Source organism: Bradyrhizobium genosp. SA-3, assembly GCF_004212635.1.
Lineage (GTDB): Bacteria > Pseudomonadota > Alphaproteobacteria > Rhizobiales > Xanthobacteraceae > Bradyrhizobium.
The window spans coordinates 23,826-49,201 of record NZ_PSRT01000062.1 but is presented as its reverse complement, the minus strand read 5'-3'; the positions used below and the strand labels follow the sequence as shown (position 1 = coordinate 49,201).

Here is a 25,376-nt window from a genome sequence, read left to right as displayed (position 1 = left end):
CAGCTTCGGCCTTGGGGGGCTTTATGACCGACAAAAATCTCGCTGTTACCGACGAATTCACTTCCGAATTCGGCCGATTCTTCGGCATCTGGCAAGCAACCGAACTCGCGATCGACTGCGCAGTTGGAAAGTTTCTCGAACTACCCGATGACGAGACCCATCTTCTGACCGCCGGAATGGACTTCAACCGCAAAGCCCGTTTACTCACCGCGCTGGTAAAGCGCAGTAACGATCCTCAAAAATCGACGATCTTAGCCAGCCTCAAAGTCATCCAGAACGAAAGCCTGAGGAACGTATTCGCGCATTCTTTTATCGATCATTCGCCGACCGAAGTTACTTTCATTCAGAGAAACCGACATGGAAACTACGACCCCATAGAGTATAAGTTTACGCTGCCGTCCTTCCGGGCGCACGTCGAAAAGATATTGGACGCAGCGATTGCATTTCATCACGCGATTGGCCTCACTGAGGAGCGCAATCAAGAATTCGCCAGCGCCGCGTTGAGGGTCAACATCAAATCCATCACATCGCCAGTGCCACCGAATAACGCGGCGTGAATTTCTGCATGCCGAACGAGACGAAGATGATCACCATGACCCAGCGCAGGATGGCGAGAAGGCGATAGGATCCGCCGCCGGCTTCGGCGATTTTGAAGGCTGCTTGCATTGGACGTGGTCTTCCCCTGGCTGCTCCCCGCTTCTTGCGGGTTGCCGGTGATACTCTTGCGGCGTCCGGTCCGTTACGGCCATGGCCGTCACGATTGGTTCACGACCCCGTGGGCGCCGGGCAAGTTGCCGCGACCAGGAACAAGCGGCAGGGCAGGTGTTGAAGCCGCCATGCACGGATCAATGGCCGATCCCTTGTTGGCGCGCGCCGATGCCGCCCCTCCTCGAAGCCGAACGGCTTCGCCTCGCGCTGATGCGCGAACGCGCGCTCGCGCAGGCCATTTGCGCCCATGCCAGCCAAACCCGCGCGCTGCAAACCGGCCTGCTGCCGACAGTCGCGATCGCGCTGACAGTCAGCGCTTCTGCTCCGGCGAAGAGCTAGGCGCGCAGGGGAAAGGCTCGTGGGTCTTGCGGCCCAGAAACGTGTCCGGCACCGCCTGCTTCAGGATCACCAACGATCGCGCAAGGATGTCGCGCATATGCACGGTCTGCTTCGCGATCGCGGCAGCCTCGTCGTCAATGCGGCTCGTGTGATTGGCGTCATCAGGCATGGCCGTGCTCCCTTGCTTTGCAAGCGGGAGCACGCGCTGTCTCTCAGCCACCGACGCCTACGGGCAGAACCTCGGCCGATGATGCCATGTAAACTATCACGGGTCGCCTTGGTTCAAAATCGAACTTTGGCATGGCCTGCACTCAAGATGAGTAACTGGCTCAAACGGCTGAACTTGCTCTCGAAAATTCGTTCTCGCTACGTATCAAAAGATACTGACTCCCCACAAGCGGAGGCGTAGGGTTAATCCATCACCGCACGGCCCGTGGCATGAGATCGGTGATGAGAACGCCTGATTGCGCTCCCGCCCTACGTCGAACAAGGGAGATGCGCCATGCAACCGCGTCGTCGTTTCAAGCAGACCAAGACACTTACCGAACGGCTCGCAGACGAAGCCGCACGCTGTCGCGAGGAAGCCCGCGCGCTGGCGCCGGGGCGCCGCCGCGAGATGCTGCTGCGCAAGGCGCGGCAGGACGAGACGGCGATGCAGATCGACGCCTGGCTGCATTCCCCCGGCCTGAGGGCCCCGACATGACCGATGAATGCCATCAATATCGCGCTTACCTCGTCGGCGATGACGGCGTCTTCCGCTCCGCCGAGGCGTTCGAGGCGACGTCCGACGCCTCCGCCCTCACCTTCGCACGGCAGTTCACCCGGCACGGTAATGTCGAGGTCTGGCAGCTCGGCCGCAAGGTCGCCGTGCTGGAGCCCGATCAGCCGCCGTATCTGCTCACACGTCAATGATCGCGCGCGTGCGACGGCGTCGTGTAACTCTCGATGGCGAACGAGAACGTCACCTGCATTACGGGACCGTCGACGTCGCGAACGTCGATCGCCATCGTCTGCCTGTTGCTTGTCGGGGGCGCGGAGAGCACGGCGTCGCGCGCCATGTCGGCCAGCGACCTGGCGGCTTCGGCCTGAACGGCGCGCGTGCTGGCCAGTTCCAGCCCTTCCTCGTCGAGCGCTATTCCGTTCTCGTCGCGAAGGTCGAAATAGTATCGGGGCATCTTGGCAACCCTTTGCCTTGATAGGCCCGGGGCGGCCAAAGGTTGCTCGGCGGAACGAAAAAACTCGATTGAATCAACGGATTGTTCCGGGCGCGAGACCCGTCACCCCTCGGCGCCCACGCGCTCCTCCGTCAGCTTGCGTGTGATGTAGGCGTCCACCGTCTCCGCGAACGAGCGCTGCACGCCGACCGCAGCCCCGTGCTGGTCGCGTGCGTCGCGCTGGAGCTCGCGCAGGCCGCGCCCGCGCGCGCCGGCCGGCGTGATGGCAAGATACTGATCGATGGCATTTTCGGCGAGCGGGATCGCCTGGGGATCTCCCCTCGCGATCAAGAGACGCAGGAGGCTCTGGCAATCGGCCAAACCCGGCATGGGAATCACGCCTCACCCGCGCGAGGATTTCGGCTTCGGCTTCCTGACCGGCTGAGTGTGGGTGCCGAACAGCGCCAAGAGCAACGCGACTTCTTCCTTCGAACCGATCTGGATCATGATTGTCTCCTTTTCGCTTCGTTGGTCGGGGCCCGCGGCTGAGGAGTTCAGGACAATCGAGTTTCAGGATTGTTTCAGCCGTGTTTCGTGAGCGGGCTTCACATCATCTCCAGCCTGCTTGTGTGCACAATTGGACGCAGATCCCCGCGAACGGTGCTGCGGCATCGCATCGTCGAACCGGCGCGGCCGCGGGCGCGGCCACGGGCGGCATCGTCGGCGCGCTCACCCAAGCCGGCGTCTCCAGGGAACCGCCTCGTGCTACGCGGAGGGCGTTCGCAGCGGCGGCACCGTCAACCGCCGACGGCGGAAGAGCGGACATTCTCCGAGATCACAGATGATGGGCCAGAAGCTGACTAGTTTAATGCTCTGCATTTCGAGGTTGCCGCGCCAGCGGACGTTTAAGCCGATATGATCTAACCGCAAAGGATGACAGACTCGACTTGGCCACGCGCTTTCCAATAGGCTCCTACTTTCCAATTACAACTAGCGGGGAGCGAAATGGCCGAAAGAATCGAGGTTACCGGCAAATCGCAGTTTGAAGTCGCCTACGACATGGCGAGATTCATTCTCATCAATATGGAAGGCCGTCAGGTGAAAAGCATAAAGCGGCAAGAGCTCTTGCATTTGGTAGCTGACTGCATCGAGGCCTTGCGCGGCATCAAGGTCAAGGAGATTATCAGCTAAAGCCTGGCACTCCTGCAGCGAACCCGCATTTTGCAAGGCCCGCAGACAGCTATGGGTCCACAAGCGACAAAACTCAATGTGAGCAGAATAGGTCTGCTTTCAGGCGGATAGCGTCTGTCCGCATCGTGAACGATCGGCACTCCCGTCAAACTTTATCTAAATCCAGCACATCGGATTTGGCGGAACGAAATCTCTTCGCGCCATGCTGGGACATGTCGCTTTTGCTCCCGTTGCGGACGACGCAATCGGGACAGATTCGGAGAGACCACCGATGTATTACGTCGCCGCTGCATTGATGGGGCTGTCGGGACTGTTCTACTCCGCCAGCCGCCATGAGCTCGGCCAGTTGGGCGCAGACGTGTGCCGCTATGGCAGCGCGTTCTGCGACAATCCGGTGCTCGTCTTTACGGGCGCCGCGCTGGCCGCGGCCTGGGGCATGTTCGTCAGCATCAAATAGCGCCGAGGAGACCTGCCGGCGAGCCGCCGGCATGCACATCCACGGGCTCTTGCGATGATCCACTTCTACACCTGTTTTGCCCGACGAGTCAAACGAAATTCGCATTATCAGAATAGAATCCCAGCCGGCGCGGGAACTTTCCGGCTATAATCGGGCTTAATCGTTGACTTCGAAATTGCGGAAGGCCTGCCCCTGTCGACCCGATCGAAACACCGACCCGCCAAGCATGGCAGCGCCGACGCCTCGAGCAAGTCCGCGCCGTCCCTGCTGAAAAGGCTGGGGCCGGGCCTGATCACCGGTGCGGCCGACGACGATCCCTCGGGCATCGCTACCTATTCGCAGGCCGGCGCGCAATTCAGCTACGGGCTGCTCTGGACGGTGTTTCTGACCACGCCGTTCATGATCGCGATTCAACTCGTCAGCGCCCGGATCGGCCGGGTCACCGGAAGGGGTCTCGCCGCCAACGTCATGCAGCTGGCGCCGCGCTGGGCGGTGCTCGCGCTCGTGTCCATGCTCGTCGCCGCCAACACGTTCAACATCGCGGCGGATATCGCGGCGATGGCGCAGGCGCTGGCGCTCGTGATCGGCGGGCTCCAGCACGAACACGCGCTGATCTTCGCGGCCGGCTCGACCCTGCTCGAGATCTTCCTGCCCTATCGCCGCTATTCGCCGGTGCTGAAATTCCTCACGTTGGCGCTGTTTGCCTACGTCGCCACCGCCTTCACCGTGCAGATCCCGTGGAGCACGGCGCTGCTCGCCGCGGTGTGGCCCAAGGCGAATGTCAGCGCCGACTATTTTCTGATGGTCGTCGCCGTGCTCGGCACCACCATCAGCCCTTATTTGTTCTTCTGGCAGGCCTCGCAGGAGGTCGAGGAGATGAACCAGGGCAAGCACGACAGGCCGTTGCGCGATCTGCCGAGCGGCGGCGATCCCGTGCTCGCGCGCATCCGGGCCGACACCATCTCCGGCATGCTGCTGTCCAATGGCATCGCCTTCTTCATCATCCTGACCACCGCATCGGTGCTGAATGCCAACGGCGTGACCAAGATCCATTCGGCGACGGAGGCCGCCGAAGCGCTGCGGCCGCTCGCCGGCGACTTCACGTTCGCGCTGTTCGCGCTCGGCATCATCGGCACGGGCCTCTTGGCGATCCCGGTGCTGGCGGGCTCGGCGGCTTACGGCGTCGCCGAAATCTTCGGCTGGCGCGCCACGCTGGAGGCGAAGCCCGAGAAGGCGGTCGGCTTCTATACGATCATCGCGGCCGCAACCATCATCGGCTTCGGCCTCGGCTTCACGGGGATCGACTCGATACACATGCTGGTGTGGAGCGCAGTGCTCAACGGCATCGTCGCCGTCCCGATCATGGCAATGATGATGCTGATCGTCTCGAGCAGTACGATCATGGGCCGCTTCAAGGCCCGCTCATGGCTGATCGCGCTGGGCTGGCTCGGCACCGCACTGATGGCGCTCGCCGTCCTCGCCCTGCTCGGCTCGTCCGTGATCGGCTGATGAGAGGGACGAAGGAGACCCGGAAGAGCGATAAGGCTACGGTGTCACGGGATTGACGGTCGGTGACGTCTTCGGCCCCGGCCGTGCCGGCTCGACCGGCGACTTCGGTTCGGTCGGAAGCACGGCAGCGCCCGCGGCGCGCGCAGCTTCCCCGGTGGTCGCGTACATCGCGATATGGGCCGGCTGGGTCTTGGCGCGGCTCCAAGGGCCGTGGTCGACGATCAGCATCGCTGCAATCGTCAGGCCCGCCACGATCAGTGCGATCACGCCGGGATGACGAAGCGCCGTAGAGATGGAATCCGCGAAACGATCAGCCGTCATCATCAGAAGGGTCCGCAATTATCCTATCGCAGGTTAATTCAATTGCGTCCCCCTAGTTCCCGCCCTGGCTCCGGCAAGTTCCCGGCCAGGCCGGGGAACATACGCTCCTTTTCGGTTCAAACCGGTTTCACTCGCCCGGCGCGATGGCATTGCTCGGCGTCGGCCGGTCGGTGATCTGCTGACCGAACAGGCTACCAATCAGCTCGACCGCGGTACGCGCGGTCCGGCCGCGCTCGTCGAGGAACGGATTGAGCTCGACAATGTCCACCGACCCCACCAGCCCTGAATCGTGCAGCAGCTCCATGATCAGATGCGCCTCGCGATAGGTCGCGCCACCGGGCACCGTGGTGCCGACTCCCGGAGCCACACATGGGTCGAGAAAATCGACGTCGAAGCTGACATGCAGCACGCCACCGCTCGCCTTCACGCGCTCGATGACGCGCCGGATCAGCACGGCGACGCCGAACTCGTCGATCTGGCGCATGTCGATGACCCTGATCCGGCGCGCGCGCATCAACTCTTTCTCGAGCTTGTCAACCGAACGCGCGCCGAACAGATCGAGCCTATCGGGGTCGATCGAGGCGCGCGGATCATCGCCCAATAATCCGTCGAGGCCAGGCTCCCCGCACAGGAACGCGGCCGACATGCCGTGCATATTGGCCGTGATCGTCGTTTCCGGCGTGTTGTAATCGGTATGGGCATCGAGCCAGAGCACGAACAGCTCGCGGTCGCGTTCCTTCCAATGACGCGCCATCGCATTGACCGACCCCATGGACAGCGTGTGATCGCCGCCGAGGAAGATCGGCAGTGCGCCGGTTTTCGCGATCTCATAGCCTCTGTGACTTAGCACGCGCGTCCAGCGCTGGATCTCGCGGTAGTGATTGGCTTTCTCGGGCGGCTTGTCGGCGAGGTCTCGGACCTCAGCCACGGAAAGATCGCCGTAGTCGACAACCTCAAAATCGAGGCTCTCGAGCAGTGTCGCAAGGCCCGCGGTGCGGAGCGCAGCAGGGCCCATCAAGGTACCGCGCTGCGAAGCTCCCATGTCGATGGGAGCGCCGAGCAAGGCGATCCGCCGGGGTCGATCCGTCACGATCCGATCGGTCACGGCAATCTCCTGATGTCAGCAAGGCTACCATCAGCCTAACAGAGATTCGCACCCGTCGTTTCCCGGGGAGGTCCGCCGTGGGCATATCATCCCGGAACAAAATCCCCCGCGCCGAATTGCCATCCAAGGCCGGCACCCGCCGTAAATGTAAACCACGGCGCCTGTCGCGGATAGCCAAAGGTCGTCAGACCCGCTGTTCAAAACGAGCGCTCGCGCGGATAGCCAAAGGTGCCGGTCTCCATCATCGGGCCTGGAGATCGCACGCTTGAGCACCGAGATACCGCAGTCCAATCCCCAACCTGGTATGGCCGAACGCGCCATCGATGCAGCGACAGATGTATCCCGCACGATCGGTGAAGTCGCCGGAGGCCTGCATGCAGCGGTCGACCGTCTTACCTCTGCGATCGAGGAAGCGCGAAAGCCGGGTCGACCGCTCTCGACGGTTGCGGCGATTACGCGCGAAGCGCCGCTCACCAGCCTGTTCGTTGCTTTCCTGTTCGGCGTCGCGGTGGCGCGCCGGCGCTAGCGACTTTACCCGATAGCCGCCCGTCTAGGCGGCGCTGACGATGGCGCGCTCGATCGTGAGGAACTGCCGTTCGAACGCCTCGGAAGGCATAGGGCGGCCGAAGAAGTAACCCTGCCCTTCCGCGCATCCCATGCTGATCAGGAAGTCGGCCGTGGCGCGGGTCTCGATGCCCTCAGCTACGACCGTGAGCCCAAGCTGCCTGCTGAGACCAATGGTGGAGCCGACGATCGCGGCATCATCGGAATCGGTGAGCAGGTCAAGGACGAACGACCTGTCGATCTTGAGCCCATCGAGCGGAAATTTCTTCAAATAGCTCAGGCTCGCATAGCCGGTGCCGAAATCGTCGAACAGGACGCGGACGCCGAGCTCCTGGATCCGCTTGAACATGTCGAGCACGCGGGCCTCGTCGTGTAACAGGATGTCCTCGGTGACCTCGAGTTCGAGCAGCGAGGGTGTCAGCCCCGTCGCATCGAGCAATTCGGCAACCGAATGCGCGAGGTCACCGGAATCAAGCTGGGACGGCGACAGGTTGATCGCCACGCGGACCTCGTTGCCGGATATTTCCCAGGCGCGCGCTGACGGCAGGCGGTCTCCATCACCCAGTTCGCGATCCGCTCGGACAGAGCCGAAGTGTTGACCACCGGCATAAACTCCGCAGGCGAGACGTAGCCGCGCACTGGGTGCCGCCAACGGATGAGCGCTTCGGCTCCGACCAGGCTGCCGTCGACCAGACGAACCTGGGGCTGATAGAACAGTTCGAATTCGCCGCGATCCGCGGCAAGCGCCAATTCACTCTCGAGCCTTAGCCGGTTCTCCAGCTCCTGCCTGATTGCACTTTCGAAGATCACGTGGCTGCCGCGCCGCGTCAGCTTCGCCTTGGTCAGTGCAAGGTGGCCGTTACCGAGGAGATCATCAGCGTTTCGCCCGCCGTCGGGATGGACGGCAACGCCGATGCTGATTCTGACCCGGTGCTGCCTTGCGCCCGTAGCGAGCGGCGTTTCGAACGCGCGCGCGATTCGCTCGGTGAATTCGGCAATCGGCTCGCGGGCGTCCGCGCAATCCAGCGCGATGGCATATTCGTCGCCACTGAGGCGCGCGACGATCGCCCCGGCGCCGGAATCGGCCGTCAGGCGCTCGGCGACCGCCCGCAGCACGCGGTCGCCCGCGGCATGCCCGAGCATGTCGTTGATTTGCTGGAAGCCGTCGAGCCCGAGCACGAGCAGCGCGACGTTGGAAGACCGATGCTCTGCCGCGGTGATCAGACTGGCGAGCGACGCATGCAGCATGTTGCGGTTGGCAAGACCTGTCAGCGCATCATGTTCGGCGAGATACCTGACGCGTTCGGCTTCGCGCTTGCGCACCGAGATGTCGCGCAGGATCGCTCCATACTGGAAGCCGTCCGTTCCCTGCCAGCCTGAGAAGCTCGCCTCGACTGGGAATGTCTCGCCGTTCTTGCGTCGCCCTTCGAACTCGACGACGACGGCGCCACCGGGAACCAGGAGCGACTGGCGCGCGGCATCGTGCATGGGCGGCCTCGCGTCGCCGTCCGCAGGCACGGCGCACAGCGTTTCGAACGGGCGACCGATCATCTCGGCCGGCAGGTAGCCGAAGATGGCGCTCGCGCCGGGATTCCAAACCGTAATCCGGTGGTCCTCGTCTGTGCAGACGAGACCATCGCCCAGCGACATCGCGATACGATGGAAGCGGCTCTCGGCGATGCGCCCCAGGAGGCTGCGGAAATCGATCTCGTCCAGCGCGATCGCCGTCAGATAAGCGATGATCGCGATGTGGAACAGCGACGTATCGATGACGAAGGGCCATCTCGCCTGCACAAGGGTCGCGACCAGTTCGATGGCAGCACCGGCTGCGATCAGGATTGCGACGCGAAGTCCCGGTGCGAAGCGGCGCCACGAAGTGATCATCAAGAGGCAGATCAGGCCGAGGCCGAGCATCATGCCGGCATCGGAGGTCCAGCGCAGCATCCGGTTCTGGAGGATCGATTCCGCCGCGAGCGCCTGAAGGACGGGTCCAGAGACGATGCGGCCATTCGGAACGCTGAACCGGTCGCCCAGTTCGAGCGCCGTCGCACCAACGATGATCTTCTTGCCTCTCACCTTGTCCAAGGTCGCGGCATCGCCGCGCAGCACGTCGACATAGGAGACACTTGGGATGGAAGCCGCCCGAATACTGAAGTCGATCAGGAAGGGTGGCCGCCGATTGGCGTCCTGCCCAGCCAGCACGACGGCCATCGACGGCAACAAGGCGTCACCGAGCTTCTCGCCGAACGGATAACGACGCACGAGTCCGTCGGATTCGACCGCGACATTGACGACGGCCGGCCAAGACTGGTTGCTGAACGGCTTCATGGGATGATTGATGTAAGCCGCGCCGCCATTCGGCGCCGGCTGCTTGAAGGATGGCAGGACCGTCGAGCCGCCGACGTCCCGAAGCGCCTTGACGAAAGCCTCGTCGGAGGCCGGATCCGACGGCGTGCTGAAATCGACGTCGAAGGCCACATCCTGCACGCCGGCAGCTTCAAGTCTATGCAGAAGCTCCGCGTGCAGCCGGCGAGGCCAGGGCCACACTCCGATCTGGTCGATCGAGGGCGCGTCGATGGCCACTACGATGACATTGCCGCTGGCAGCACGCGATTGCCAGGCGAACCGCAGGTCGGTGAGCGCATTGCGGAGCGCGCCATGCCACCCCGTGGACAGCACGACCGCAAGCGCGATCACAACCAGAATATGCGGCCGATAGCGTTTCACCCAATCCTCCCCCGCGCCCGCTTCAACCGGCGAGCCCCTCATCCCCTAGGAAATCGCCTTAGTGTCTGTTGTAGCCGTGGCCGTTGCTGCCGTTACCGCCGCCACGCCCATCGCCGTTGTTGCCCCTGCCGTTACCGGTGGCGGCATTGTTGGCGTTGCCATTATTGGTGCTGCCATTACCGGAATTGCCGTTGCCACCGGAGTTTCCGTTATTGGCTATCGCTGCGCTTGCGCCCGACGAGGCACTGCTGCCAGCTGTTGCGGCACCGCTAGTCGTTGCCGCGGTTTGGACGACACTGTTGGATGCCTGCGTGCTGGCCTTGCCATCGCTCCAGACTGTCTCGGTAGTTGTGCTGGCATTCGCGCTGCGCACCTGTCCGGGGGCAACGGCGCCATGGGCGAGCCCGCGCGTCACCTTGTGGAAATTCAGCTTGACCTCGCCGAGCGAGCTCGATATGCGCACGACGCCGGCCTTGGGGGCGTGCCCCCCAGTCGCCTGATGCGACCGCATCGGCGCACCGACCATCTTGATCCCCTTGCCGATCGAACCGAGCGCATGAATCGCATGGCCATTTGCGGCATTGCGCGGTGCGGACAGTCCCGATTTCGGCACGGGAATGCGCTCGATGGTGGAGGCGCGGGGCTTACCCTGCTCGATCGGATTGAACGTCCCCGCACCGCTCAGGCCGAGACCAGGCTTGCCATGCTCGAAGACGGTGGCCACTTGCCCCGGCATGACCTGGGCGATCTGTCCCGTCTTGAAGTCGGAAACTTCAACTTGGCCGCGGAGCACGCTGACCTTGGTGCTGCCCGCACCCACCGTGACGCTGAACTGCGTTCCCTTGACGACGGCGGCGAGGTAAGGCGTCTCGACCTCAAAATGCTTGACGTTGCGCTTCTCGACCTCGAGCAGGATCGAACCAGCCTGCTGGATGATGGTGGTCGAGAGTCCCTCCTTCTTCTCGGCCGGCAAGCCGACGACCGAGTTGGGGGAGATCAGGATTGTTTCCTCGCCGCGGACCAGCAGCACGCGGCCGTTGCGGCCGGTGCGAATGGTGTCGCCAGGCTTGAGCGCCTCCTCCTGATTCAAGGACACCTGCTGCGCGCCGTTAGTGGCGACCCAGACCTCGCCGGTGGCCTTGCTGACCGACCAGACGCCATTCTCCGCGCCGAATGCACCGGATGCCGTTCCAAGGATCAGCGCTGCCAGCAAGGCGCGCCGCACTCCAACTCTACCGACCATGACAATCCTCAGCCCGCGTTACAGCCAGACCTGAGGCCTATCCGAAATCACTCAAGAGAAAATTAGCGGGAAGTGGCGAGCCGAGAAGCCGAATTAACCAATCATTGACCATGAAAAACTATGGAAAATCATGCGGCTAACCAACCCTTACCGCCTTATGGGCAAATCCCCGTCAAACTACGGAGACACGTTCGCTGCGCGTATTGAGAAGCGACACTTCCTTACCACATCGGTACTGCTGGCAACGATTTTTACGGGAATTCCGCAGTCCTTCGCGCAGCAGGCGAACCAGCCAGGCTTTGATCCGCGCCAGCCCGAGAAGTACTTTGAAAACCAAACCGAGCGGGAAACGCTGAACCGCCCCCCGGTCAGGCTACCGACGGTCGGCCAACCCAACACCGGCGGTGATACCAAGCCGCAATTCGTGCTGCGCGGAATCGACGTCATCGGCGCGCACGCCGTCTCCCGCGATCGCATCGCTACAGCCTATCAATCCTATCTTGGAAAGAAGGTCTCGCAAGCGGATCTCGCCGCGATTGCCGGCGCGATCAGCGATCTCTATCGCGAAGCCGGATTCCATTTGAGCCGCGCGATCGTGCCACCGCAGGATATCGCCGACGGCCGAGTTCGGATCCAGGTGATCGAAGGCGCCATCGTGCAGGCCGAGCTGAAAGGCGACGGCGCCGAACAGTTCGGCGTAAGGCCGATGCTCGGGCCGATTCTGGCCGAGCAGCCGTCGCGCCTGGCAACACTCGAACGCCAGCTCTTCCTCATCAATGGCAGGCCGGGCGTCCGGATCACCGACACCGCGCTGGAAGAGATTGGCGGTGCGACCGGCCGCTTCCGCCTGATCGTCTATTTGAAGACCTGGCACGTCTTCTCGTCGTTCGGCATGGACAATCTCGGATCTTCCTCGGTCGGTCCGTGGCAGACCTACGCGACCGGTGCGTTCAACTCCTACCTCACGCCCGGCGACACGCTCGCGGTCAACCTGTCGACCATTGCCAATGATCCGCACGAGCTCGGTTTCGCGCGGATGTCCTATGACGCGCCGGTCGGTGTCGATGGCGTGCGCCTTGGCGCTTCGGTCCTGTACAGCGCAGTCCGCCCTGGCGATGCTCGTCGTCTCGACAGCGACATCACCACCACCGAGGCGTTCGAGCTGCGTGCCAGCGTCGTCCCATTGCAGTCGCTGTCCTCCTCGCTGACCCTGACTGCGGCGACGACCTTCAGCAATGTATCCGAGCACGACCTCTACGGCCCCTGGTACAACGACCACATCAGGACGGCGAGCCTGACCGCAGACTATAGGCTGCAGGATCGCTTCGGCGGCACCAATTTCACGACTCTGAGCTACCGGCAGGGCCTCGACATCTTCGGCGCTTCGCATTTCGACGACGATCTGTTGTCGCGCGTCGGCGCGTCGTCGAACTTCTCGGTGCTGAACCTCTGGTTCACGCGCTATCAGACGCTCAACGACGCCTGGTCACTCAAGCTCTCGGCGGCGAGCCAGACGGCATCACAGCCATTGTTCACCTCGCAGCAATTCTATCTCGGCGGCGCTGCCTTCGGCCGGGGCTATGGCGCGGCCGAGATCAGTGGCGACAACGGTCTTACCGGCTCGCTCGAACTGCGCTTCGACCAGAAGCTCAATTTTCGCTACTGGACCGGCTATCAACTCTACGCCTTCGGCGACGCCGGCGCGGTCTGGAACGACGGCTACCACCTGAGCGACGGCCTCGCGCTGACCTCGGCCGGGGCGGGCATGCGGTTCTTCCTGCCAGACGATCTCCAGGCCGATCTCGGCGTGGCCGTTCCCTTGAGCTACCGGGCGCCGGACAACGAGCGCCGCAGCCCGCGCTTCCTGCTCACACTGTCGAGCGCGCTGCGGCTCTGCCCTGAACGAGGCAAGGCCGGCTGTCTCTAGCCCTTGCGCTTCGCCCCACAGACATGCATTGCGGCGCTCTTGCGGCCTTGCTCACAGACTTGCCTAAATTTAATCCCGTAACCTGCTCACGATCGCTCGATCCGCGAGTTCCCAATGACCATGTTCAGCCAAAGGTGATTTGAGACGAAGCCATGAAGAGGGTGTTTGCAATCCTGGCGTTTCTCTGCGTCCTCGCCGTCGGCCAGTATTTCATCGTCAGCCGGTTCGCGATCCACCATGAGACCTTGCCCCTGTTCGACGCCTCGCGCCAGCGGCCGATCTCGGTCGACATCGCGGTGCGGCGTGATTACGAGACCAAGGCCAATCTCGGCCTCTGGAAGCTCCCGCTCGCCATCATCAGCAACGGCAACACCGTCAGGGCGACCGAATATTCCTTCCTGGCCAACGTGCTCGCCGCACGCGGTTATCTGGTTGCCAGCATCCAGCAAGATCTTCCGAGCGATCCGCCGCTGATGACCCATGCTGGCCAGAAATATGTCGGCCGGCGTGAAGTCTACATTCGCTGCGAAGCCAATATTCTGTTCGTGCTGGGCGAGTTGAAGAGGCGGCAGGAGAACGCCGACTACGACCACATCACCCTCGTCGGCCATTCCAACGGCGGCGATGTCTCGATGTATGTCGCCCATCAGCACCCGGAGTTGGTATCGAAGGTGATCACGCTCGACAATCTGCGGGTGCCCTTCGTGCTCAGCGACCATATGAAGATCCTGTCGTTCCGCTCGAAGGATCCGCATTTCGTGACCGATCCCGGCGTACTGCCGACGCCGGAAGAGGCCAGGGCTCGCGGTATCGACATCGTCCATACTGGCGCACAGCACACCGAGATGAGCGATCGCGGTCCCGACGCGGTCAAGGAGAAGATCCAGGCGACGCTCGACCGCTTCCTGCGTGACAGCGCCAGCAGCGCGCTCGCACCGGCCGATACGAAGAGCCCGATGATCATGAACCCCGGCGACTATTAGCCGGAAACCCTTTGCGGCAGATCAAGGCAGATCCGAGCCGGCCACGATAGGAAGGGCCTCGCCATCTCGGAGAGGCACGTGTCACACTATACCGAAAGTCTTGATACGAAGAGCCTTGATACGAAGAGCCTTGGGTTGCCCGCGGCAAGGACGCCGGCGTTCGTACGGCACTTTTATCGTTCGACCCGCAGGCTGCTGCGGTCGATCATCGCCCGCATCGATCTCTCGCAATTTCCGGGATCGTGTTGCGGGTGAGCGCGTCGGCTGCAAGCAAATGCATGAAGGTTGCCAATGCACCGATATTTGAGACGAATTTGCCTGTTGCTTGCCGCGGCCACCGCAGGCTTCGGCATGTCGCCTGCCCTCGCCGCCGATGCCGAGCACGGCGCCGATCTCGCCAAGCGCTGGTGCGCGAGTTGCCACGTGGTGGCGAGCAGCCAGACGCAGGCTAGCGCCGACGTCCCGTCCTTCGCATCCGTTGCGCGCAGGCCGGACTTCAGTCCGGAGCGGCTCGCTTTCTTCCTGCTCGACCCGCACCCGAAGATGCCGAACTTTCCCTTGAGCCGGACCGAAGCTGGCGACATCGCGGCCTATATCGGATCGCTGCGCCAGTAGAACCCCGGTCAATCGCGAGCCTGCTAAAAACTGCAAATCCCTGCCGGAAGACCGACAGGGATCAGCAGAAAGGATGATGGACGGCGAATGGAGATCCATTCGGTGGCCCATCATGGACCTGCACCAGGATCAGAATGCGCATCTCGCCGCCGCGCAAGATCAATTTGTGGGCATGCCGCGCGGCACCGACAGAATCAGGATTTGTCCTTGCCCGGTTGCATGAAACTGCCGGTCATCTGGCGCATGTGGTCTCCGGCGCTGGTGAACTGACTGCGCAGGAAGTCGGACTGAATTCGCATCGCCTCCTGGAGGTCTGTGGCGTGAACGAGCTTGCGCGCGTGCTCGAACGCCGACTTCATGTTCTGTTCGGTGAAAGCGAGCGCCTGTTTCGACACGTCCGTCCCCGCGCCCGGAACGGACGACATCGATTTGGTGGCGGCTTCGAAAAACATGCCGAATGCCTTTTCCGCCTGGTCAATCGTCTTCTCGGCCAAGTCGCGCAGTTCGGCCGGAACTTCGAGTTTCGGTTCGATCATGGTCGCGTTCCTCCCTTTTTCTGACTGAATACCACACTTGCCGGATCGCCTTCCAGCGGCCAGCCCGGGCAAAGGTTGCCCGGTGGGCCGGATCTGGCAGGAAACGAGGGACGAGGTGTAAGGCCGGCGCGGTCAGACTCAGGACAAAGGGTGTTCGGGAAGAGTTTCTTCGGTGGCGAGGTCTTCGACGAGCTTGATGACCTCGAAACGCTGCCGAGCCTCGAGCTTCAGGAACGCACGGAGCAAGCGCAGGCTTTCGACGGTGCCGCTCGCAGGCGCGCCAAGCTTGAGGTGCAGTTCAGCCGCGAAATTGAGGTTCTTCATCCCTCACCTATGACAAGCATCGGCCTTCAGTTCTTGCGTCGAAGTCGCACTCGAGGAGCGAACGCCGCAACCCAATACAATGGCGACAATCAGCTCTCGGCCGGCGGGGCCCGGCGGACTAGCAGGCCGAACTCCATAGTCGAACGGATGGGGCCCAACCGAACAGGTTGCAATTATGCCAAGGAACAACCGATCCGGCAAGCCCAACAGCCGGCGTAGCGATGCTTTGCCCGCATCGCGCCACGGCAATTCCGGATAACAGGAATATCGACCGCCGTCACCCACCTGCGTCAAGAAGCGGCATCAATCACGCATACAGCCGAGATCGCTGTCAATCGGCACTGCGTTTCGCCTTGTTTCCGATGTGAACAGACATTTGCGGACGCGAAACCGGCGCCTCGGCAGCATATACACGTAATTGTTGAGTCGCTCCTCAGCGGTTGTATCGCCAGCGACATGAACGCCCGTTTTCAATGCTCCGATTGAGGCGCCGGTGAAGCGGACCAACGCGGCAAGCGCCTTGGGATCGGTCGCCTTACCTCATCTCGTCGAAATGCGCCCCGCTGGGGCTTTTCCCAGCGAGCCTCACCGGTCCCGATATGTTTACCGCCCGTGAACCGTTGTTCAGGAGCGAACGACAAAGCGGTTGCGGAACGGCCACGCGGACGACGGCGCCATGGCTGATAGACTCATGATTTGGGCGCGTGTCACCACCAAAGGACGACGGCATGCTTTCTCGCTGCGATCTGATCAAGGGCGCCGCGGTCGCGCTTCTTACCCTCTCGATACAAGGCGCGTGGGCGCAGGAGACCAAAATGAACCTGTTCAAGATCGTCACCATCAAGGACGAAATCATCATCGGATTGTCGGCGGAGGAGCTTCAGGCGCTCGGCGGCAATGACGCGAGCGCGCTTGCGCATGCGCTGGCGCAGAAAGGCGACCTCACCGTCTGGCAGTACAACGTGCACCGCGGCCCGAACGGCGAATTGCAGCAGGCGCCGACCGCCAAGATCGGGCTTTTGGCCAACGCCTCTCTCCGTGTCGAGCCGTATTCCACGCCCTACCAGATCGTACCGCATCCGTAAGCAGCAGACGGCACGCCCACAGGCGTGCCGTCGTCATTTGCGCTGCTCTGCCCGTGGTGTCCCCGTTTCCGTCGCAAAACCGTAGATCAGCGCCAGCCGGTCCAGGCATTCACGAAAACGCCGCGCAAAATAGTCGTTCCAGCGCTGCGTACGAACGGCGCGCCGCTGCCCGATCTGATCCATGGTCAAGCCCAGCACGAGCACGTCGTGCACCAGTGCTGCGCCGTCGGTGCCGAGTTCGCGTTCGACTCGGTTCAGCCGCAACACCGCCTGGCGCTGGCTTTCGGTGACCGGCTCGCGCGTGCGCGCGCCATCGACATATTCGCGGGTCGGATCCATCGCCTGAGGGCCCCGCTCCACTCTCTCCCAATCGCTCTGGAAGGCGCGCCCGCCGCGATATTGTGCCTCGTCGATCTGATGGTGCGCGTGAAGCCGGCCGAGCGGGTCACTGCGGACGGACCGGACGGCCACGATCTTCTCGCCGGGATCGAGCGCCAGCGGATTGTCGACCTCGACTTCCGCCACCTCGGCATTGAACGGCACGTCGCGGGACCGCCGGTCGTAGATTCCAGCCAATTTGTAAGATTTATTGCGTCGGGCACGTGCCACTCGGATACTCCTTGCAAAGTTGGCGATTGCAAAATCGATAGTCGAACGGGTGGCCGCCTCCTCAGCCGGCCGAGACCAGCCGCAACATGACGGGACCGACGACGCGGGCGGACGCAACCCCGGATGGCCGCGTCAGACCTGCATGCGGCGCGCAATAGCTGGAGCCGGGCTGACGCGGATGGCCGCAGAACGTGATCTCCTCCCCATCCTTGTCGCCGCCATAGGGATAGCGACAGTCGCCTCGCGCGAGTTCGAGCAGCGGGATCAGGCGTGGCTGGACGCCGACACAGCGCAACTTCACGCGCGCCGCAGGTTTCGTCGCGGATTTTGGCGGCAGGTTCAGGTTTGGTAACGCCGGACGGCGCGGCGAAGGCAGACAAGCCTCGCCCGGCAAAGACGGCACGATCGGCGGGCTCGTCATCCGCGCCACTGCGACGAGTCCCAGCCGCTTGGCGCGGCCAGCCACCGCGTTGCGCGTGTAAGCCGTTCCAAACCTTGCGTTAATCCCCGTTGCGATTGCCGCATAAGACATTCCTTTGAGAAAATAGTCGCGAAGCGCGTCGGAGTGCTCCGACGGCCAATGGCCCGGTTCCATGCTGCTGTCCTGTGATGCGCCTGCTCCGATCGCACGATCGGGTGGCGGGAAAGACACATTCCGGTATTCCGAATCGAAAGTCAAGCGATAATTCTGATATTCATAATTGCATCAATTCCGAATTTCGGATTATAAGAGGCAAGACGGAGCGCAATCGAGGGAATCACCATGTTGGACGTTGCAATGATCGAGCGGGGCCTGGAAAAGACGGGCAAGAGCAAGGGCGGCCTGGCGGCGGCCATGGGCGTGCGCCCCGGCGCGGTCTCGGAGATTCTGGGCGGAGAACGCCTGGTGAAGGCCTCGGAGATCATTCCGATCATGGAATATCTCGAGCTCAACCTCGCGCCGATCATGGGCCGCGTCGGCGCCGGCGCCGTGATCGAGCCCGATTATGAACAGGTTCCGCCGGAGGGACTCGGCGACATCACCCTGCCCTTCCCGATCATGGAAGAGACGGTCGCCTTCGAGATCGTGGGCGACTCGATGCTGCCCAAGTACGAGAGCGGCGACGTGATCGTGGTCTACAAGGACCAGCGCCATCCGCTGTCGAGCTTCTACGGCGAAGAGGCCGTGGTCCGGCTCAAGACCGGCGAGCGCTATTTGAAGACCATCGAGCGCGGGAAAAGCCCGTCCGTCGTCAATCTCACCAGCTTCAACGCCAAGCCGATCGTCGGCGTCAAGCTCGACTGGGTCGGAGAGATCTGTCTTTCCATGCCCAAGGGACAGCTCGAGCGGCTGCGCGCCAAATCGGCCCGCCCCCGCAAGAAGGGCAAATAGGGCTCCGGATTTTCGATTTTTGGAAATCGCTCTTGACTAAATTCTGATTTTCGGAAATACTCTGCCGCGCTCCCGACTCGGGAGTGCGGCAGGTTCATTCCATGCAATATTTCGTCGTGATGCTCGACTATGGACGGCGCGGCCGCGAGGCGGTCGTCGATCCCGAAATCACAAGGCGCGAGGTCATCTCGCGCATCGCTTCGGGCGAATACCAGAACGTCTCGTTCATCCACGAAATCGCCGAGAACTCGGTCGAGGACGTGACCGAGGCCATCCTGGCCGCGGCTGCGCTGCCCCGGATCCCACCCGAAGATATCGACCTCCAGGCAAAGCGCCTCGATCACGCCCGCGATCTGCGCAAGCACGAGCGGACGTGACGGAAGCCGGCAGCCTGTGCCACGCCGTCTCGGGTGAACATCACACCAGAAGCACGGTCGACCCCGTGGTCTTGCGCGCGGCAAGATCGGCATGCGCCTTGGCAGCGTCCTTCAGGGGATAGGTTTGGTGCACCTCGATCTTGACCGCACCGGACTTGACGACGTCGAACAGCTCGCCCGCCATCGCGACCAAACTTTCACGCTTGGCGGCATAGGTGAACAGCGTCGGCCGCGTGACGTAGAGCGAGCCCTTCTGGGCCAACAGGCCGAGATTGAGCGGCTCCACCGCGCCGGAGGACTGGCCGAACAGCGCGGCGACGCCGAGCGGCGCGAGGCAGTCCAGCGATTTCAGAAACGTGTCCTTGCCGACGGAATCATAGACGACCGGCACCTTCTTGCCGCCGGTGATTTCGTCGACGCGCTTCACGAAATCTTCGCGCGTGTAGATGATGACATGGTCGCAGCCATGCGCCTTGGCGAGCTTGGCCTTCTCGTCGTTGCTGACGGTGCCGATCACGGTTGCGCCGAGGTGCTTGGCCCACTGGCTCAGGATCAGACCGACGCCGCCGGCCGCGGCGTGGAGCAGGATGGTGTCGCCGGCCTTCACCCGATAGGTCTGCCGGATCAGATACTGCGTCGTCAGCCCCTTGAGCATCATCGCCGCCGCGGTCTTGTCATCCACGCCATCAGGCAGCTTCAACAAGCGGTCGGCGGGAATCAGACGCGCCTCGGAATAGGCGCCGAGCGGCGAGGCGCCATAGGCGACACGATCGCCCGGCTTCAGATCGGTGACACCTGGGCCGACCTCCTCGACGACGCCGGCCGCCTCGCTCCCGAGCCCGCTCGGCAGTTGCGCCGGATACAGGCCCGAGCGGTTGTAGATATCGACGAAATTGAGACCGACGGCGGTGTGGCGGATGCGCGCCTCGCCCGATCCGGGCTTGCCGACGCTGACCTCCTCCCAGACCAGGACTTCCGGGCCGCCGGTCTTGTGAAAGCGAATGGCATGCGTCATGAGCGTTACTCCTTCGTCGCGGTGAAGTTCAGTGAACCTGATCGTCCCGTGAAATAGACATTTGGTCCGCCCGTTACAGTACAGACACGTAACAAGAATGTCACAGCGAACGACAAACGCCCGCCGTTCCGTCTCTGTTCGGAAGAGTTGATGACGGGCCTGGGGCGAGTGGCAGTAGCCTTCACGCGGGGTTTGGTAGTCGCCTTCGAAGGAGAGCCGAGATGCCAGCTTATGTTCAGCATCATCAGGATGTCGAAATCGCGCCAGTGAATTGCCCCACCTGCATGGGGTTCCTGCCGATGTATGTCCGCGAGGTCGAACCGCATTGGAGCCTTGCCAAGATCGACTTTGTCTATGAATGCGCCGATTGCGGCGCCGAGGTCAGACAGACCATCCGCAAGCCGGAGCAGCTGCGGCACTGATCGCGGGGCCCGCGCACCGCTCAGCTATTTGCGTTAAGCGGAAAAAACGCCATTCACGCGGATCTGATGTCTCCCAAACGAGGCTTGTTCTTTGCCCGGAACGCAGGCAGAACAAGCGTCAAGCAAGACCTTTGGGAGCGCCCTTTCGTGGCTGATCAGAAGACCTCGACCTCGATCGAGGCAGTGGAGAGCGGCCTCGCCGCGCAAGGCTATATCGCGAGCCGGCAGATCGCGACCGCCGTCTATCTGTCGCAACAGATCGAGAAACCGATTCTGGTCGAAGGCCCCGCGGGCGTCGGCAAGACCGAGCTTGCCAAGGCGATTGCCGCCTGGCGCGGCATGAAGATGATCCGCCTGCAATGCTATGAAGGCCTCGACGAGGCCAAGGCGCTCTACGAGTGGAAGTACGCCAAGCAGCTTCTCTATACCCAGATCCTGAAGGACAAGCTCGGCGAAGTCCTGGGCGGTGCGCGGACGCTGCATGCAGCGCTCGGCCAGCTGCACGATTTCGGCGACGTGTTCTTCTCCAAGGAATTCGTCGAGCCGCGCCCTCTGCTCCAGGCGCTGGAGCAGCCGGGCGGTTGCGTGCTCCTGATCGACGAGATCGACAAGTCGGACGCGGAGTTCGAATCGCTGCTGCTGGAGATCCTGTCCGACTTCCAGGTCACGATCCCCGAGCTCGGCACCGTCTCCGCGATCACGCCGCCGACCGTGATCCTCACCTCCAACAGCGAGCGCGATCTCGGCGATGCCCTGAAGCGGCGCTGCCTGCATCTGCACATCGGCTTCCCCGAGCAGAGGCTGGAGGAACGCATCGTCGAGAGCCGCGTACCCGGCATCTCCCAGACGTTGCGTCGGCAGATGGTCGGCTTCATCCACGAGATCCGCTCATTGGATCTGAAAAAACTGCCCTCGGTCAGCGAGACCATCGACTGGGCGCGGGTGCTGGTGCTGCTCCAGGCTTCGGAGCTCGACACCGAGATCGTCAAGGACACGCTCAACGTGCTCCTGAAATACGAAGCCGACATCGAGGCAGCAGTGCCGCAAGTTACGACCTTCATTGCCAAGGCGGCACGGTCCAACGTCTTCGGTTGAGGCCGATGCGCGAGAACCTCCATCGTTTCTTTCGGGCGGCGCGCGGCGCCGGCGTTCACGTCTCGCCCGCCGAAAGCATCGATGCGATGCGCGCGGTCAAGCAGGTCGGTTTCTCCGACCGCGCCATCTTGCGCGACGCCCTGCTGCTGACGCTCGCCAAGTCGCAGGACGAAAAACTCGCACTCGGCGACTGTTTCGATCTCTTCTTCAGCCAGCCGGAACCGCGGCCGGATCAGCCCGAGGCCGGCAGCGACGACGCTTCCCAGGACTCAGATCAGTCGTCCTCATCGAACGCGGCCGGCGAAGCTGGTGAAAATCAGCCCGCCCAGGAACTCAGCCCTCTTGCGCAGATGCTGCTGTCGCAGGATCGCAATGCGATCGCAGCGGCGATCGCCAGTGCCTCCGGTGCCGCCTCGCTGTCCGATATCCGCTATTCCACCCAGCGTGGCATCTTCTCCAGCCGCATCCTCGACGCCATGGGCCTCCAGCGCCTGCGGGACGATCTGGACCAACTGACCGCGACCAACCCGTCGCTGGCCGAGCGTCTGCGCGCCGCGCTCGATGCCTTGCGCGAAGCGGTGCGCGACACGGTCTCGCAGGGGCTTGCGCTCTACGCCCGCGAGGAGGCCGAAAACCTTCGCAACGAGATCCTGCGCAACGCGCCGCTCGCGCGCATCGAGCGGCGCCAGGTCGCCGAGATGCGCGCTCTCATCCGCCAGATCGCGCGCCGGCTGCGCGAGCGCTACTCGAAGCCGCGCAAGCGCCAGCGCCGCGGCCATCTCGATGTCCGCCGCACGCTGCGCCGGAACGCGGCCTGGGGCGGCGTACCGTTCCTCACCGCATGGAAGCGCAAGCATCGTGACCGGCCCAGGATCGTGGCGCTCTGCGACGTCTCCGGCTCGGTCGCTCAGGTCTCCGACTTCTTCCTGCTGCTGATCCACTCGCTGCATGAGGTGGTTGACGACGTCCGCTCATTTGCCTTCTCCTCGCATCTGATCGAGGTCAGCGAGATCCTGGAGAACAACTCGCCGGAAGAGGCGATGGCAGAGATCATGTCCAAGGTCGGCTTCGGCTCGTCCGACTATGGCTCCTCGCTGGTCGATTTCGAGAAAGAGTTCATGAGCACGTTGACGCCGCAGACCACGGTGATCGTGCTCGGCGATGCCCGCAGCAACAATCTCGACCCGCGCGCCGACATTCTGCGCCGTATCTCCGAACGGTCGAAGCGGCTGGTCTGGCTCAATCCGGAGGGACGACTCGCCTGGGGCTTTGGCGATTCCGAGATGCCGCGCTATGCGACCTTCTGTACTGTCGTGCGCCAATGCGCCACCGCGCAGCAGCTCGAGCGCGCAGTGTCCGACATCGTGGCCAGTTATCAATAAGCGGCGATCGCACCCGCCTCTATCGTCAGGCGGCGGTCAGCTCAGCGTGAGCAAGATTGCATTCGCGAAAGTGATGCGCGATTTCGTCGACAGCGCGCTGCTTCCACTCTTCCGCCTGCGCCAGCCAGAAAACGCGGCGCTCGAAATCGAGCGCGGCCCGCTCTCGGCACAGCGATTCCTGACTGCGGATTTCGACCAGCCTCTTCATGCACTCCACTCCGGCCTGTGAAGCCATTTCCCGCGAACAAGGCTAACAGAGTCCCGAACGCTCCGTCTCATTGTTTCTGTGCATATTGCGGCGCGAAATGGGACAGCAGCACTTCCCGTGCAGCGCGGCAGTTCGCAGCGCAACATCAAGCCAACATCATCAATAAGTGATCGAGGTTCGGAACGATATTCGCGGCGGAGCGATCTTAACTCTTGTGGCGCAACGAAGTGCGGCAATTTGTGAAGAGACGTTCTAAAGACGCACCGAATTCCCGACTCATTGTCGTCGCATGGTCATGCAGCGTCGCTAACAGAGACGCGCGAACGGTACCTATCGCTTGAGGCAACATGAGCAACGACGTCGACTTCGATCTTTCGCCGGATCAATGGGAAGCGCTACGCACACTTCGCAATCCGGCATCGAACGGTCGCCTCTCGAAGGCCTACCTCCTCGAAAGTCTCGTCAAGCTCGGCCTCGTTGTCGTCAATGATGGCTTGCCTGAGATGACGCCCACCGGACGCAAGGTGCTGGTGCGCGGATCGTGCCGGCTGCTGGACCTCGTGGCTTAACGGGTCAATCCCGCCGCATGGCTGCGCGACCAACCGACAATGGCTACTCGATGTCGACATCGGATTTACGTCCTACGAGAGGCTCACACGTAACGCGGCGTCCGACAGCATGCCCGGTAGCCTTGGGCTGTTTTCGGGTTCACCCGCGACAATCTGGCACGGTTGTTGCTCCTTTTTGACGCCGAAGTCGCGTCAAACGGGGAATCCATCATGTCGACCATCACCGCGGCCCCGGCCGCCGAGCCCAAGCCGCTTTACACCTCGCTGTTCGTCCAGGTCTTGGCAGCACTGGTCCTGGGCATCATCCTCGGCGTAGCCGTCCCTGATTTCGCCGTCGGGCTCAAGATCCTCAGCGACGCCTTCCTGAAGCTGATCTCGATGATCGTGGCGCCGATCGTGTTCTGCGTCGTCGTGCACGGCATTGCCGGCGCCGGAGACCTCAAGAAGGTGGGCCGGGTCGGCGTCAAGGCGCTGGTCTATTTCGAGGTCATGACGACCGCCGCACTCGTCGTCGGCCTGCTGCTCGCCTACATCTTCGGCCCCGGCCACGGCATGAACATCGATCCCTCGACGCTGGATGCCAAGGCGATCAACACCTACGCCGACAACGCTCACAAGCTGTCCGGCGGCGGCATCGGCGCCTTTCTGATGAACGTGATCCCAACCACCTCCTTCGATGCGCTGTCGCGCAACGACGTGCTCCAGGTGCTGTTCTTCGCCGTGCTGTTCGGCGTCGGCCTTGCGCTGGTCGGCGGCGAGAAGGGCGCGCTCGTCACCTCCATCATCGATGCGGCCTCCACCGTGCTGTTCCGCGTCATGGGGTTGATCGTGCGCGTCGCACCGCTCGGCGTGCTCGGTGCGGTCGCCTACACCGTCGGCAAATATGGCGTCGGCTCGCTGAAGCAGCTCGTGTCGCTGGTGATGCTGTTCTACGTCTCAGTCGGCATCTTCGTGCTCGGCGTGCTTGGCGGGGTGATGGCATTGGCCGGCATCAACATCCTCAAGTTCCTCGCTTACCTGCGCGAAGAGCTCACCATCGTGCTCGCCACCGCCTCGTCCGATGCGGTGCTGCCCCAGATCATGAAGAAGCTGGAGCGGATGGGCGTGAAGGATTCCATCGTCGGCCTCGTCATCCCGACCGGCTATTCCTTCAACCTCGACGCCTTCTCGATCTACCTGACACTCGCCGTCGTGTTCATCGCGCAGGCGACCAATACGCCGCTTTCGTTCGGCGACCTCCTGCTGGTGCTCGGCGTGTCCCTGATCACGTCGAAGGGCGCACATGGCGTGCCGGGCTCGGCGATCGTGATCCTGGCGGCGACGCTGAACGCAGTGCCGAGCATTCCGGCGATCGGCCTCGTGCTCGTGCTTTCGGTCGACTGGTTCATCGGCATGGCCCGCGCACTCGGCAATCTCGTCGGCAATTGCGTGGCCACGGTCGTGGTGGCCGCCTGGGAAGGCGACCTCGACCGCGCCAAGGCGGCCAAGGTGCTGGAGGGCGGTGAGCTGGTGGACGTGACGGCCGGATAGTTGTCCGCG

General features: G+C 62.7%; 32 protein-coding genes and 1 pseudogene. 19 read left to right on the top strand and 14 right to left on the bottom strand.

The genetic code is table 11. The features are described from left to right. Positions 1-557 (top strand): hypothetical protein (locus CWO91_RS22220; protein ID WP_208753059.1); only part of this gene is annotated, 557 nt, incomplete at its 5' end. Here the strand turns inward: CWO91_RS22220 and CWO91_RS43140 are convergent. Next, a complete protein-coding gene (locus CWO91_RS43140) occupies positions 523-666 on the bottom strand; it encodes a hypothetical protein (RefSeq protein ID WP_165405620.1) in 144 nt (47 codons plus the stop codon). The two genes, CWO91_RS22220 and CWO91_RS43140, sit on opposite strands and share 35 nt — an antisense overlap. Positions 667-876: 210 nt before the next feature. On the opposite strand from CWO91_RS43140, the gene CWO91_RS43135 reads away from it, so the two are divergent. Beyond that, positions 877-1,047, top strand: coding sequence for a hypothetical protein (locus tag CWO91_RS43135; RefSeq protein ID WP_165405626.1), 171 nt, complete (start codon positions 877-879; stop codon positions 1,045-1,047). Here the strand turns inward: CWO91_RS43135 and CWO91_RS22215 are convergent. Continuing rightward, entirely contained in the window at positions 1,019-1,216 is a 198-nt protein-coding gene (locus tag CWO91_RS22215; protein ID WP_130216279.1) for a hypothetical protein, read from the bottom strand. The genes CWO91_RS43135 and CWO91_RS22215 overlap by 29 nt on opposite strands. Positions 1,217-1,549: 333 nt before the next feature. Here CWO91_RS22215 and CWO91_RS22210 point away from each other — a divergent pair, with 333 nt between their 5' ends. Both CWO91_RS22210 and CWO91_RS22205 read left to right on the top strand, forming a co-directional pair. Continuing rightward, the gene (locus CWO91_RS22210) at positions 1,550-1,750 is read left to right on the top strand and encodes a hypothetical protein (protein WP_130216277.1); all 201 of its coding nucleotides are present in this window, start codon (positions 1,550-1,552) and stop codon (positions 1,748-1,750) included. Next, the gene (locus CWO91_RS22205; protein WP_130216275.1) at positions 1,747-1,959 is read left to right on the top strand and encodes a hypothetical protein; all 213 of its coding nucleotides are present in this window, start codon (positions 1,747-1,749) and stop codon (positions 1,957-1,959) included. Before CWO91_RS22210 ends, CWO91_RS22205 begins: the two co-directional genes overlap by 4 nt. On the opposite strand, the gene CWO91_RS22200 is transcribed toward CWO91_RS22205, so the two are convergent. Next, the gene (locus tag CWO91_RS22200) at positions 1,953-2,222 is read right to left on the bottom strand and encodes a DUF6894 family protein (RefSeq protein ID WP_130216273.1); all 270 of its coding nucleotides are present in this window, start codon (positions 2,220-2,222) and stop codon (positions 1,953-1,955) included. The genes CWO91_RS22205 and CWO91_RS22200 overlap by 7 nt on opposite strands. Before the next feature lie 102 nt (positions 2,223-2,324). Continuing rightward, positions 2,325-2,591, bottom strand: a complete 267-nt coding sequence (locus CWO91_RS22195) for a hypothetical protein (RefSeq protein ID WP_130216271.1) — start codon at positions 2,589-2,591, stop codon at positions 2,325-2,327. Positions 2,592-3,206: 615 nt separating this feature from the next. Here CWO91_RS22195 and CWO91_RS22190 point away from each other — a divergent pair. The 3 genes from CWO91_RS22190 to CWO91_RS22180 all read left to right on the top strand — a co-directional run bounded on the left by CWO91_RS22190 (position 3,207) and on the right by CWO91_RS22180 (position 5,358). Further along, complete coding sequence (locus CWO91_RS22190; protein WP_130216269.1) at positions 3,207-3,392, top strand: hypothetical protein; 186 nt, start codon at positions 3,207-3,209, stop codon at positions 3,390-3,392. Positions 3,393-3,663: 271 nt separating this feature from the next. Further along, positions 3,664-3,849: a hypothetical protein gene (locus CWO91_RS22185; RefSeq protein ID WP_130216267.1), complete on the top strand. Its 186-nt coding sequence runs from the start codon at positions 3,664-3,666 to the stop codon at positions 3,847-3,849. 192 nt (positions 3,850-4,041) lie between these two features. Continuing rightward, positions 4,042-5,358 carry a divalent metal cation transporter gene (locus CWO91_RS22180; protein WP_165405627.1) on the top strand — a complete coding sequence of 439 codons (1,317 nt, stop codon included), beginning with the start codon at positions 4,042-4,044 and terminating at the stop codon, positions 5,356-5,358. A gap of 36 nt (positions 5,359-5,394) precedes the next feature. On the opposite strand, the gene CWO91_RS22175 is transcribed toward CWO91_RS22180, so the two are convergent. Further along, positions 5,395-5,679, bottom strand: coding sequence for a hypothetical protein (locus CWO91_RS22175; RefSeq protein WP_130216283.1), 285 nt, complete (start codon positions 5,677-5,679; stop codon positions 5,395-5,397). Positions 5,680-5,806: 127 nt separating this feature from the next. Beyond that, the gene (gene rocF / locus CWO91_RS22170; protein WP_130216263.1) at positions 5,807-6,784 is read right to left on the bottom strand and encodes an arginase; all 978 of its coding nucleotides are present in this window, start codon (positions 6,782-6,784) and stop codon (positions 5,807-5,809) included. A 265-nt stretch (positions 6,785-7,049) separates the two neighbouring features. On the opposite strand from rocF, the gene CWO91_RS22165 reads away from it, so the two are divergent. After that, entirely contained in the window at positions 7,050-7,310 is a 261-nt protein-coding gene (locus CWO91_RS22165) for a hypothetical protein (protein ID WP_130216261.1), read from the top strand. Between the two features lie 24 nt (positions 7,311-7,334). Here the strand turns inward: CWO91_RS22165 and CWO91_RS22160 are convergent. Both CWO91_RS22160 and CWO91_RS22155 read right to left on the bottom strand, forming a co-directional pair. Next, a pseudogene (locus CWO91_RS22160) lies at positions 7,335-10,075 on the bottom strand (EAL domain-containing protein). Between the two features lie 58 nt (positions 10,076-10,133). Beyond that, positions 10,134-11,318, bottom strand: a complete 1,185-nt coding sequence (locus tag CWO91_RS22155) for a FecR family protein (protein WP_130216259.1) — start codon at positions 11,316-11,318, stop codon at positions 10,134-10,136. Between the two features lie 130 nt (positions 11,319-11,448). Here CWO91_RS22155 and CWO91_RS22150 point away from each other — a divergent pair, with 130 nt between their 5' ends. From CWO91_RS22150 to CWO91_RS22140, 3 genes are all read left to right on the top strand, one after another. Continuing rightward, positions 11,449-13,245 carry a ShlB/FhaC/HecB family hemolysin secretion/activation protein gene (locus CWO91_RS22150; RefSeq protein WP_130216257.1) on the top strand — a complete coding sequence of 599 codons (1,797 nt, stop codon included), beginning with the start codon at positions 11,449-11,451 and terminating at the stop codon, positions 13,243-13,245. A gap of 152 nt (positions 13,246-13,397) precedes the next feature. Continuing rightward, a complete protein-coding gene (locus tag CWO91_RS22145) occupies positions 13,398-14,228 on the top strand; it encodes an alpha/beta fold hydrolase (RefSeq protein WP_130216255.1) in 831 nt (276 codons plus the stop codon). Between the two features lie 291 nt (positions 14,229-14,519). Further along, on the top strand, positions 14,520-14,843 hold the full coding sequence (locus tag CWO91_RS22140; RefSeq protein WP_130216253.1) for a c-type cytochrome: 324 nt from the start codon (positions 14,520-14,522) through the stop codon (positions 14,841-14,843). Between the two features lie 194 nt (positions 14,844-15,037). On the opposite strand, the gene CWO91_RS22135 is transcribed toward CWO91_RS22140, so the two are convergent. Then, positions 15,038-15,379, bottom strand: a complete 342-nt coding sequence (locus CWO91_RS22135; protein ID WP_091897174.1) for a phasin — start codon at positions 15,377-15,379, stop codon at positions 15,038-15,040. A gap of 138 nt (positions 15,380-15,517) precedes the next feature. Continuing rightward, positions 15,518-15,703 (bottom strand): hypothetical protein, encoded by a 186-nt coding sequence (locus CWO91_RS22130; protein WP_130216251.1) that lies wholly within the window; start codon positions 15,701-15,703, stop codon positions 15,518-15,520. A 728-nt stretch (positions 15,704-16,431) separates the two neighbouring features. On the opposite strand from CWO91_RS22130, the gene CWO91_RS22125 reads away from it, so the two are divergent. Next, positions 16,432-16,788: a hypothetical protein gene (locus CWO91_RS22125; RefSeq protein WP_130216248.1), complete on the top strand. Its 357-nt coding sequence runs from the start codon at positions 16,432-16,434 to the stop codon at positions 16,786-16,788. A 33-nt stretch (positions 16,789-16,821) separates the two neighbouring features. Here CWO91_RS22125 and CWO91_RS22120 read toward each other — a convergent pair whose 3' ends face one another. After that, positions 16,822-17,397 (bottom strand): hypothetical protein, encoded by a 576-nt coding sequence (locus tag CWO91_RS22120; protein WP_130216247.1) that lies wholly within the window; start codon positions 17,395-17,397, stop codon positions 16,822-16,824. A gap of 61 nt (positions 17,398-17,458) precedes the next feature. Further along, complete coding sequence (locus CWO91_RS22115) at positions 17,459-17,992, bottom strand: GcrA family cell cycle regulator (RefSeq protein WP_130216245.1); 534 nt, start codon at positions 17,990-17,992, stop codon at positions 17,459-17,461. 168 nt (positions 17,993-18,160) lie between these two features. Here CWO91_RS22115 and CWO91_RS22110 point away from each other — a divergent pair, with 168 nt between their 5' ends. After that, complete coding sequence (locus tag CWO91_RS22110) at positions 18,161-18,769, top strand: S24 family peptidase (RefSeq protein WP_035705094.1); 609 nt, start codon at positions 18,161-18,163, stop codon at positions 18,767-18,769. A gap of 101 nt (positions 18,770-18,870) precedes the next feature. Then, positions 18,871-19,146: a hypothetical protein gene (locus CWO91_RS22105; protein ID WP_130216243.1), complete on the top strand. Its 276-nt coding sequence runs from the start codon at positions 18,871-18,873 to the stop codon at positions 19,144-19,146. A 40-nt stretch (positions 19,147-19,186) separates the two neighbouring features. On the opposite strand, the gene CWO91_RS22100 is transcribed toward CWO91_RS22105, so the two are convergent. Beyond that, positions 19,187-20,161 carry a quinone oxidoreductase family protein gene (locus CWO91_RS22100; RefSeq protein ID WP_130216241.1) on the bottom strand — a complete coding sequence of 325 codons (975 nt, stop codon included), beginning with the start codon at positions 20,159-20,161 and terminating at the stop codon, positions 19,187-19,189. A 221-nt stretch (positions 20,162-20,382) separates the two neighbouring features. Here CWO91_RS22100 and CWO91_RS22095 point away from each other — a divergent pair, with 221 nt between their 5' ends. From CWO91_RS22095 to CWO91_RS22085, 3 genes are all read left to right on the top strand, one after another. Next, positions 20,383-20,583, top strand: coding sequence for a hypothetical protein (locus CWO91_RS22095; RefSeq protein WP_091897156.1), 201 nt, complete (start codon positions 20,383-20,385; stop codon positions 20,581-20,583). A 147-nt stretch (positions 20,584-20,730) separates the two neighbouring features. Then, entirely contained in the window at positions 20,731-21,678 is a 948-nt protein-coding gene (locus tag CWO91_RS22090; protein ID WP_165405625.1) for an AAA family ATPase, read from the top strand. A gap of 5 nt (positions 21,679-21,683) precedes the next feature. After that, positions 21,684-23,060 carry a vWA domain-containing protein gene (locus CWO91_RS22085; protein WP_130216237.1) on the top strand — a complete coding sequence of 459 codons (1,377 nt, stop codon included), beginning with the start codon at positions 21,684-21,686 and terminating at the stop codon, positions 23,058-23,060. Positions 23,061-23,085: 25 nt separating this feature from the next. Here the strand turns inward: CWO91_RS22085 and CWO91_RS45250 are convergent, their stop codons facing one another. Further along, positions 23,086-23,268, bottom strand: coding sequence for a hypothetical protein (locus tag CWO91_RS45250; protein ID WP_091897150.1), 183 nt, complete (start codon positions 23,266-23,268; stop codon positions 23,086-23,088). Positions 23,269-23,615: 347 nt separating this feature from the next. On the opposite strand from CWO91_RS45250, the gene CWO91_RS22075 reads away from it, so the two are divergent. Further along, positions 23,616-23,837: a hypothetical protein gene (locus CWO91_RS22075; RefSeq protein ID WP_128932527.1), complete on the top strand. Its 222-nt coding sequence runs from the start codon at positions 23,616-23,618 to the stop codon at positions 23,835-23,837. A gap of 210 nt (positions 23,838-24,047) precedes the next feature. Then, the gene (locus tag CWO91_RS22070; protein ID WP_130216235.1) at positions 24,048-25,367 is read left to right on the top strand and encodes a dicarboxylate/amino acid:cation symporter; all 1,320 of its coding nucleotides are present in this window, start codon (positions 24,048-24,050) and stop codon (positions 25,365-25,367) included. Positions 25,368-25,376: the final 9 nt, after the last annotated feature.

Excerpts from the sequence above, each read along its gene's own strand:
- CWO91_RS22210 (WP_130216277.1), top strand. The coding sequence starts at position 1,550 with ATGCAACCGCGTCGTCGTTTCAAGCAGACCAAGACACTTACCGAACGG.
- CWO91_RS43140 (WP_165405620.1), bottom strand. The coding sequence starts at position 666 with ATGCAAGCAGCCTTCAAAATCGCCGAAGCCGGCGGCGGATCCTATCGC.
- CWO91_RS22130 (WP_130216251.1), bottom strand. The coding sequence starts at position 15,703 with ATGAAGAACCTCAATTTCGCGGCTGAACTGCACCTCAAGCTTGGCGCG.
- CWO91_RS22115 (WP_130216245.1), bottom strand. The coding sequence starts at position 17,992 with ATGGAACCGGGCCATTGGCCGTCGGAGCACTCCGACGCGCTTCGCGAC.
- CWO91_RS22140 (WP_130216253.1), top strand. The coding sequence starts at position 14,520 with ATGCACCGATATTTGAGACGAATTTGCCTGTTGCTTGCCGCGGCCACC.
- CWO91_RS22095 (WP_091897156.1), top strand. The coding sequence starts at position 20,383 with ATGCCAGCTTATGTTCAGCATCATCAGGATGTCGAAATCGCGCCAGTG.
- CWO91_RS22150 (WP_130216257.1), top strand. The coding sequence starts at position 11,449 with ATGCGGCTAACCAACCCTTACCGCCTTATGGGCAAATCCCCGTCAAAC.
- CWO91_RS22205 (WP_130216275.1), top strand. The coding sequence starts at position 1,747 with ATGACCGATGAATGCCATCAATATCGCGCTTACCTCGTCGGCGATGAC.
- CWO91_RS22145 (WP_130216255.1), top strand. The coding sequence starts at position 13,398 with ATGAAGAGGGTGTTTGCAATCCTGGCGTTTCTCTGCGTCCTCGCCGTC.
- CWO91_RS22125 (WP_130216248.1), top strand. The coding sequence starts at position 16,432 with ATGCTTTCTCGCTGCGATCTGATCAAGGGCGCCGCGGTCGCGCTTCTT.
- CWO91_RS22070 (WP_130216235.1), top strand. The coding sequence starts at position 24,048 with ATGTCGACCATCACCGCGGCCCCGGCCGCCGAGCCCAAGCCGCTTTAC.
- CWO91_RS22135 (WP_091897174.1), bottom strand. The coding sequence starts at position 15,379 with ATGATCGAACCGAAACTCGAAGTTCCGGCCGAACTGCGCGACTTGGCC.
- CWO91_RS22190 (WP_130216269.1), top strand. The coding sequence starts at position 3,207 with ATGGCCGAAAGAATCGAGGTTACCGGCAAATCGCAGTTTGAAGTCGCC.
- CWO91_RS22195 (WP_130216271.1), bottom strand. The coding sequence starts at position 2,591 with ATGCCGGGTTTGGCCGATTGCCAGAGCCTCCTGCGTCTCTTGATCGCG.
- CWO91_RS22085 (WP_130216237.1), top strand. The coding sequence starts at position 21,684 with ATGCGCGAGAACCTCCATCGTTTCTTTCGGGCGGCGCGCGGCGCCGGC.
- CWO91_RS22155 (WP_130216259.1), bottom strand. The coding sequence starts at position 11,318 with ATGGTCGGTAGAGTTGGAGTGCGGCGCGCCTTGCTGGCAGCGCTGATC.
- CWO91_RS22185 (WP_130216267.1), top strand. The coding sequence starts at position 3,664 with ATGTATTACGTCGCCGCTGCATTGATGGGGCTGTCGGGACTGTTCTAC.
- CWO91_RS22105 (WP_130216243.1), top strand. The coding sequence starts at position 18,871 with ATGCAATATTTCGTCGTGATGCTCGACTATGGACGGCGCGGCCGCGAG.
- CWO91_RS43135 (WP_165405626.1), top strand. The coding sequence starts at position 877 with ATGCCGCCCCTCCTCGAAGCCGAACGGCTTCGCCTCGCGCTGATGCGC.
- CWO91_RS22100 (WP_130216241.1), bottom strand. The coding sequence starts at position 20,161 with ATGACGCATGCCATTCGCTTTCACAAGACCGGCGGCCCGGAAGTCCTG.
- CWO91_RS22175 (WP_130216283.1), bottom strand. The coding sequence starts at position 5,679 with ATGACGGCTGATCGTTTCGCGGATTCCATCTCTACGGCGCTTCGTCAT.
- CWO91_RS45250 (WP_091897150.1), bottom strand. The coding sequence starts at position 23,268 with ATGAAGAGGCTGGTCGAAATCCGCAGTCAGGAATCGCTGTGCCGAGAG.
- CWO91_RS22075 (WP_128932527.1), top strand. The coding sequence starts at position 23,616 with ATGAGCAACGACGTCGACTTCGATCTTTCGCCGGATCAATGGGAAGCG.
- CWO91_RS22110 (WP_035705094.1), top strand. The coding sequence starts at position 18,161 with ATGTTGGACGTTGCAATGATCGAGCGGGGCCTGGAAAAGACGGGCAAG.
- CWO91_RS22200 (WP_130216273.1), bottom strand. The coding sequence starts at position 2,222 with ATGCCCCGATACTATTTCGACCTTCGCGACGAGAACGGAATAGCGCTC.
- CWO91_RS22215 (WP_130216279.1), bottom strand. The coding sequence starts at position 1,216 with ATGCCTGATGACGCCAATCACACGAGCCGCATTGACGACGAGGCTGCC.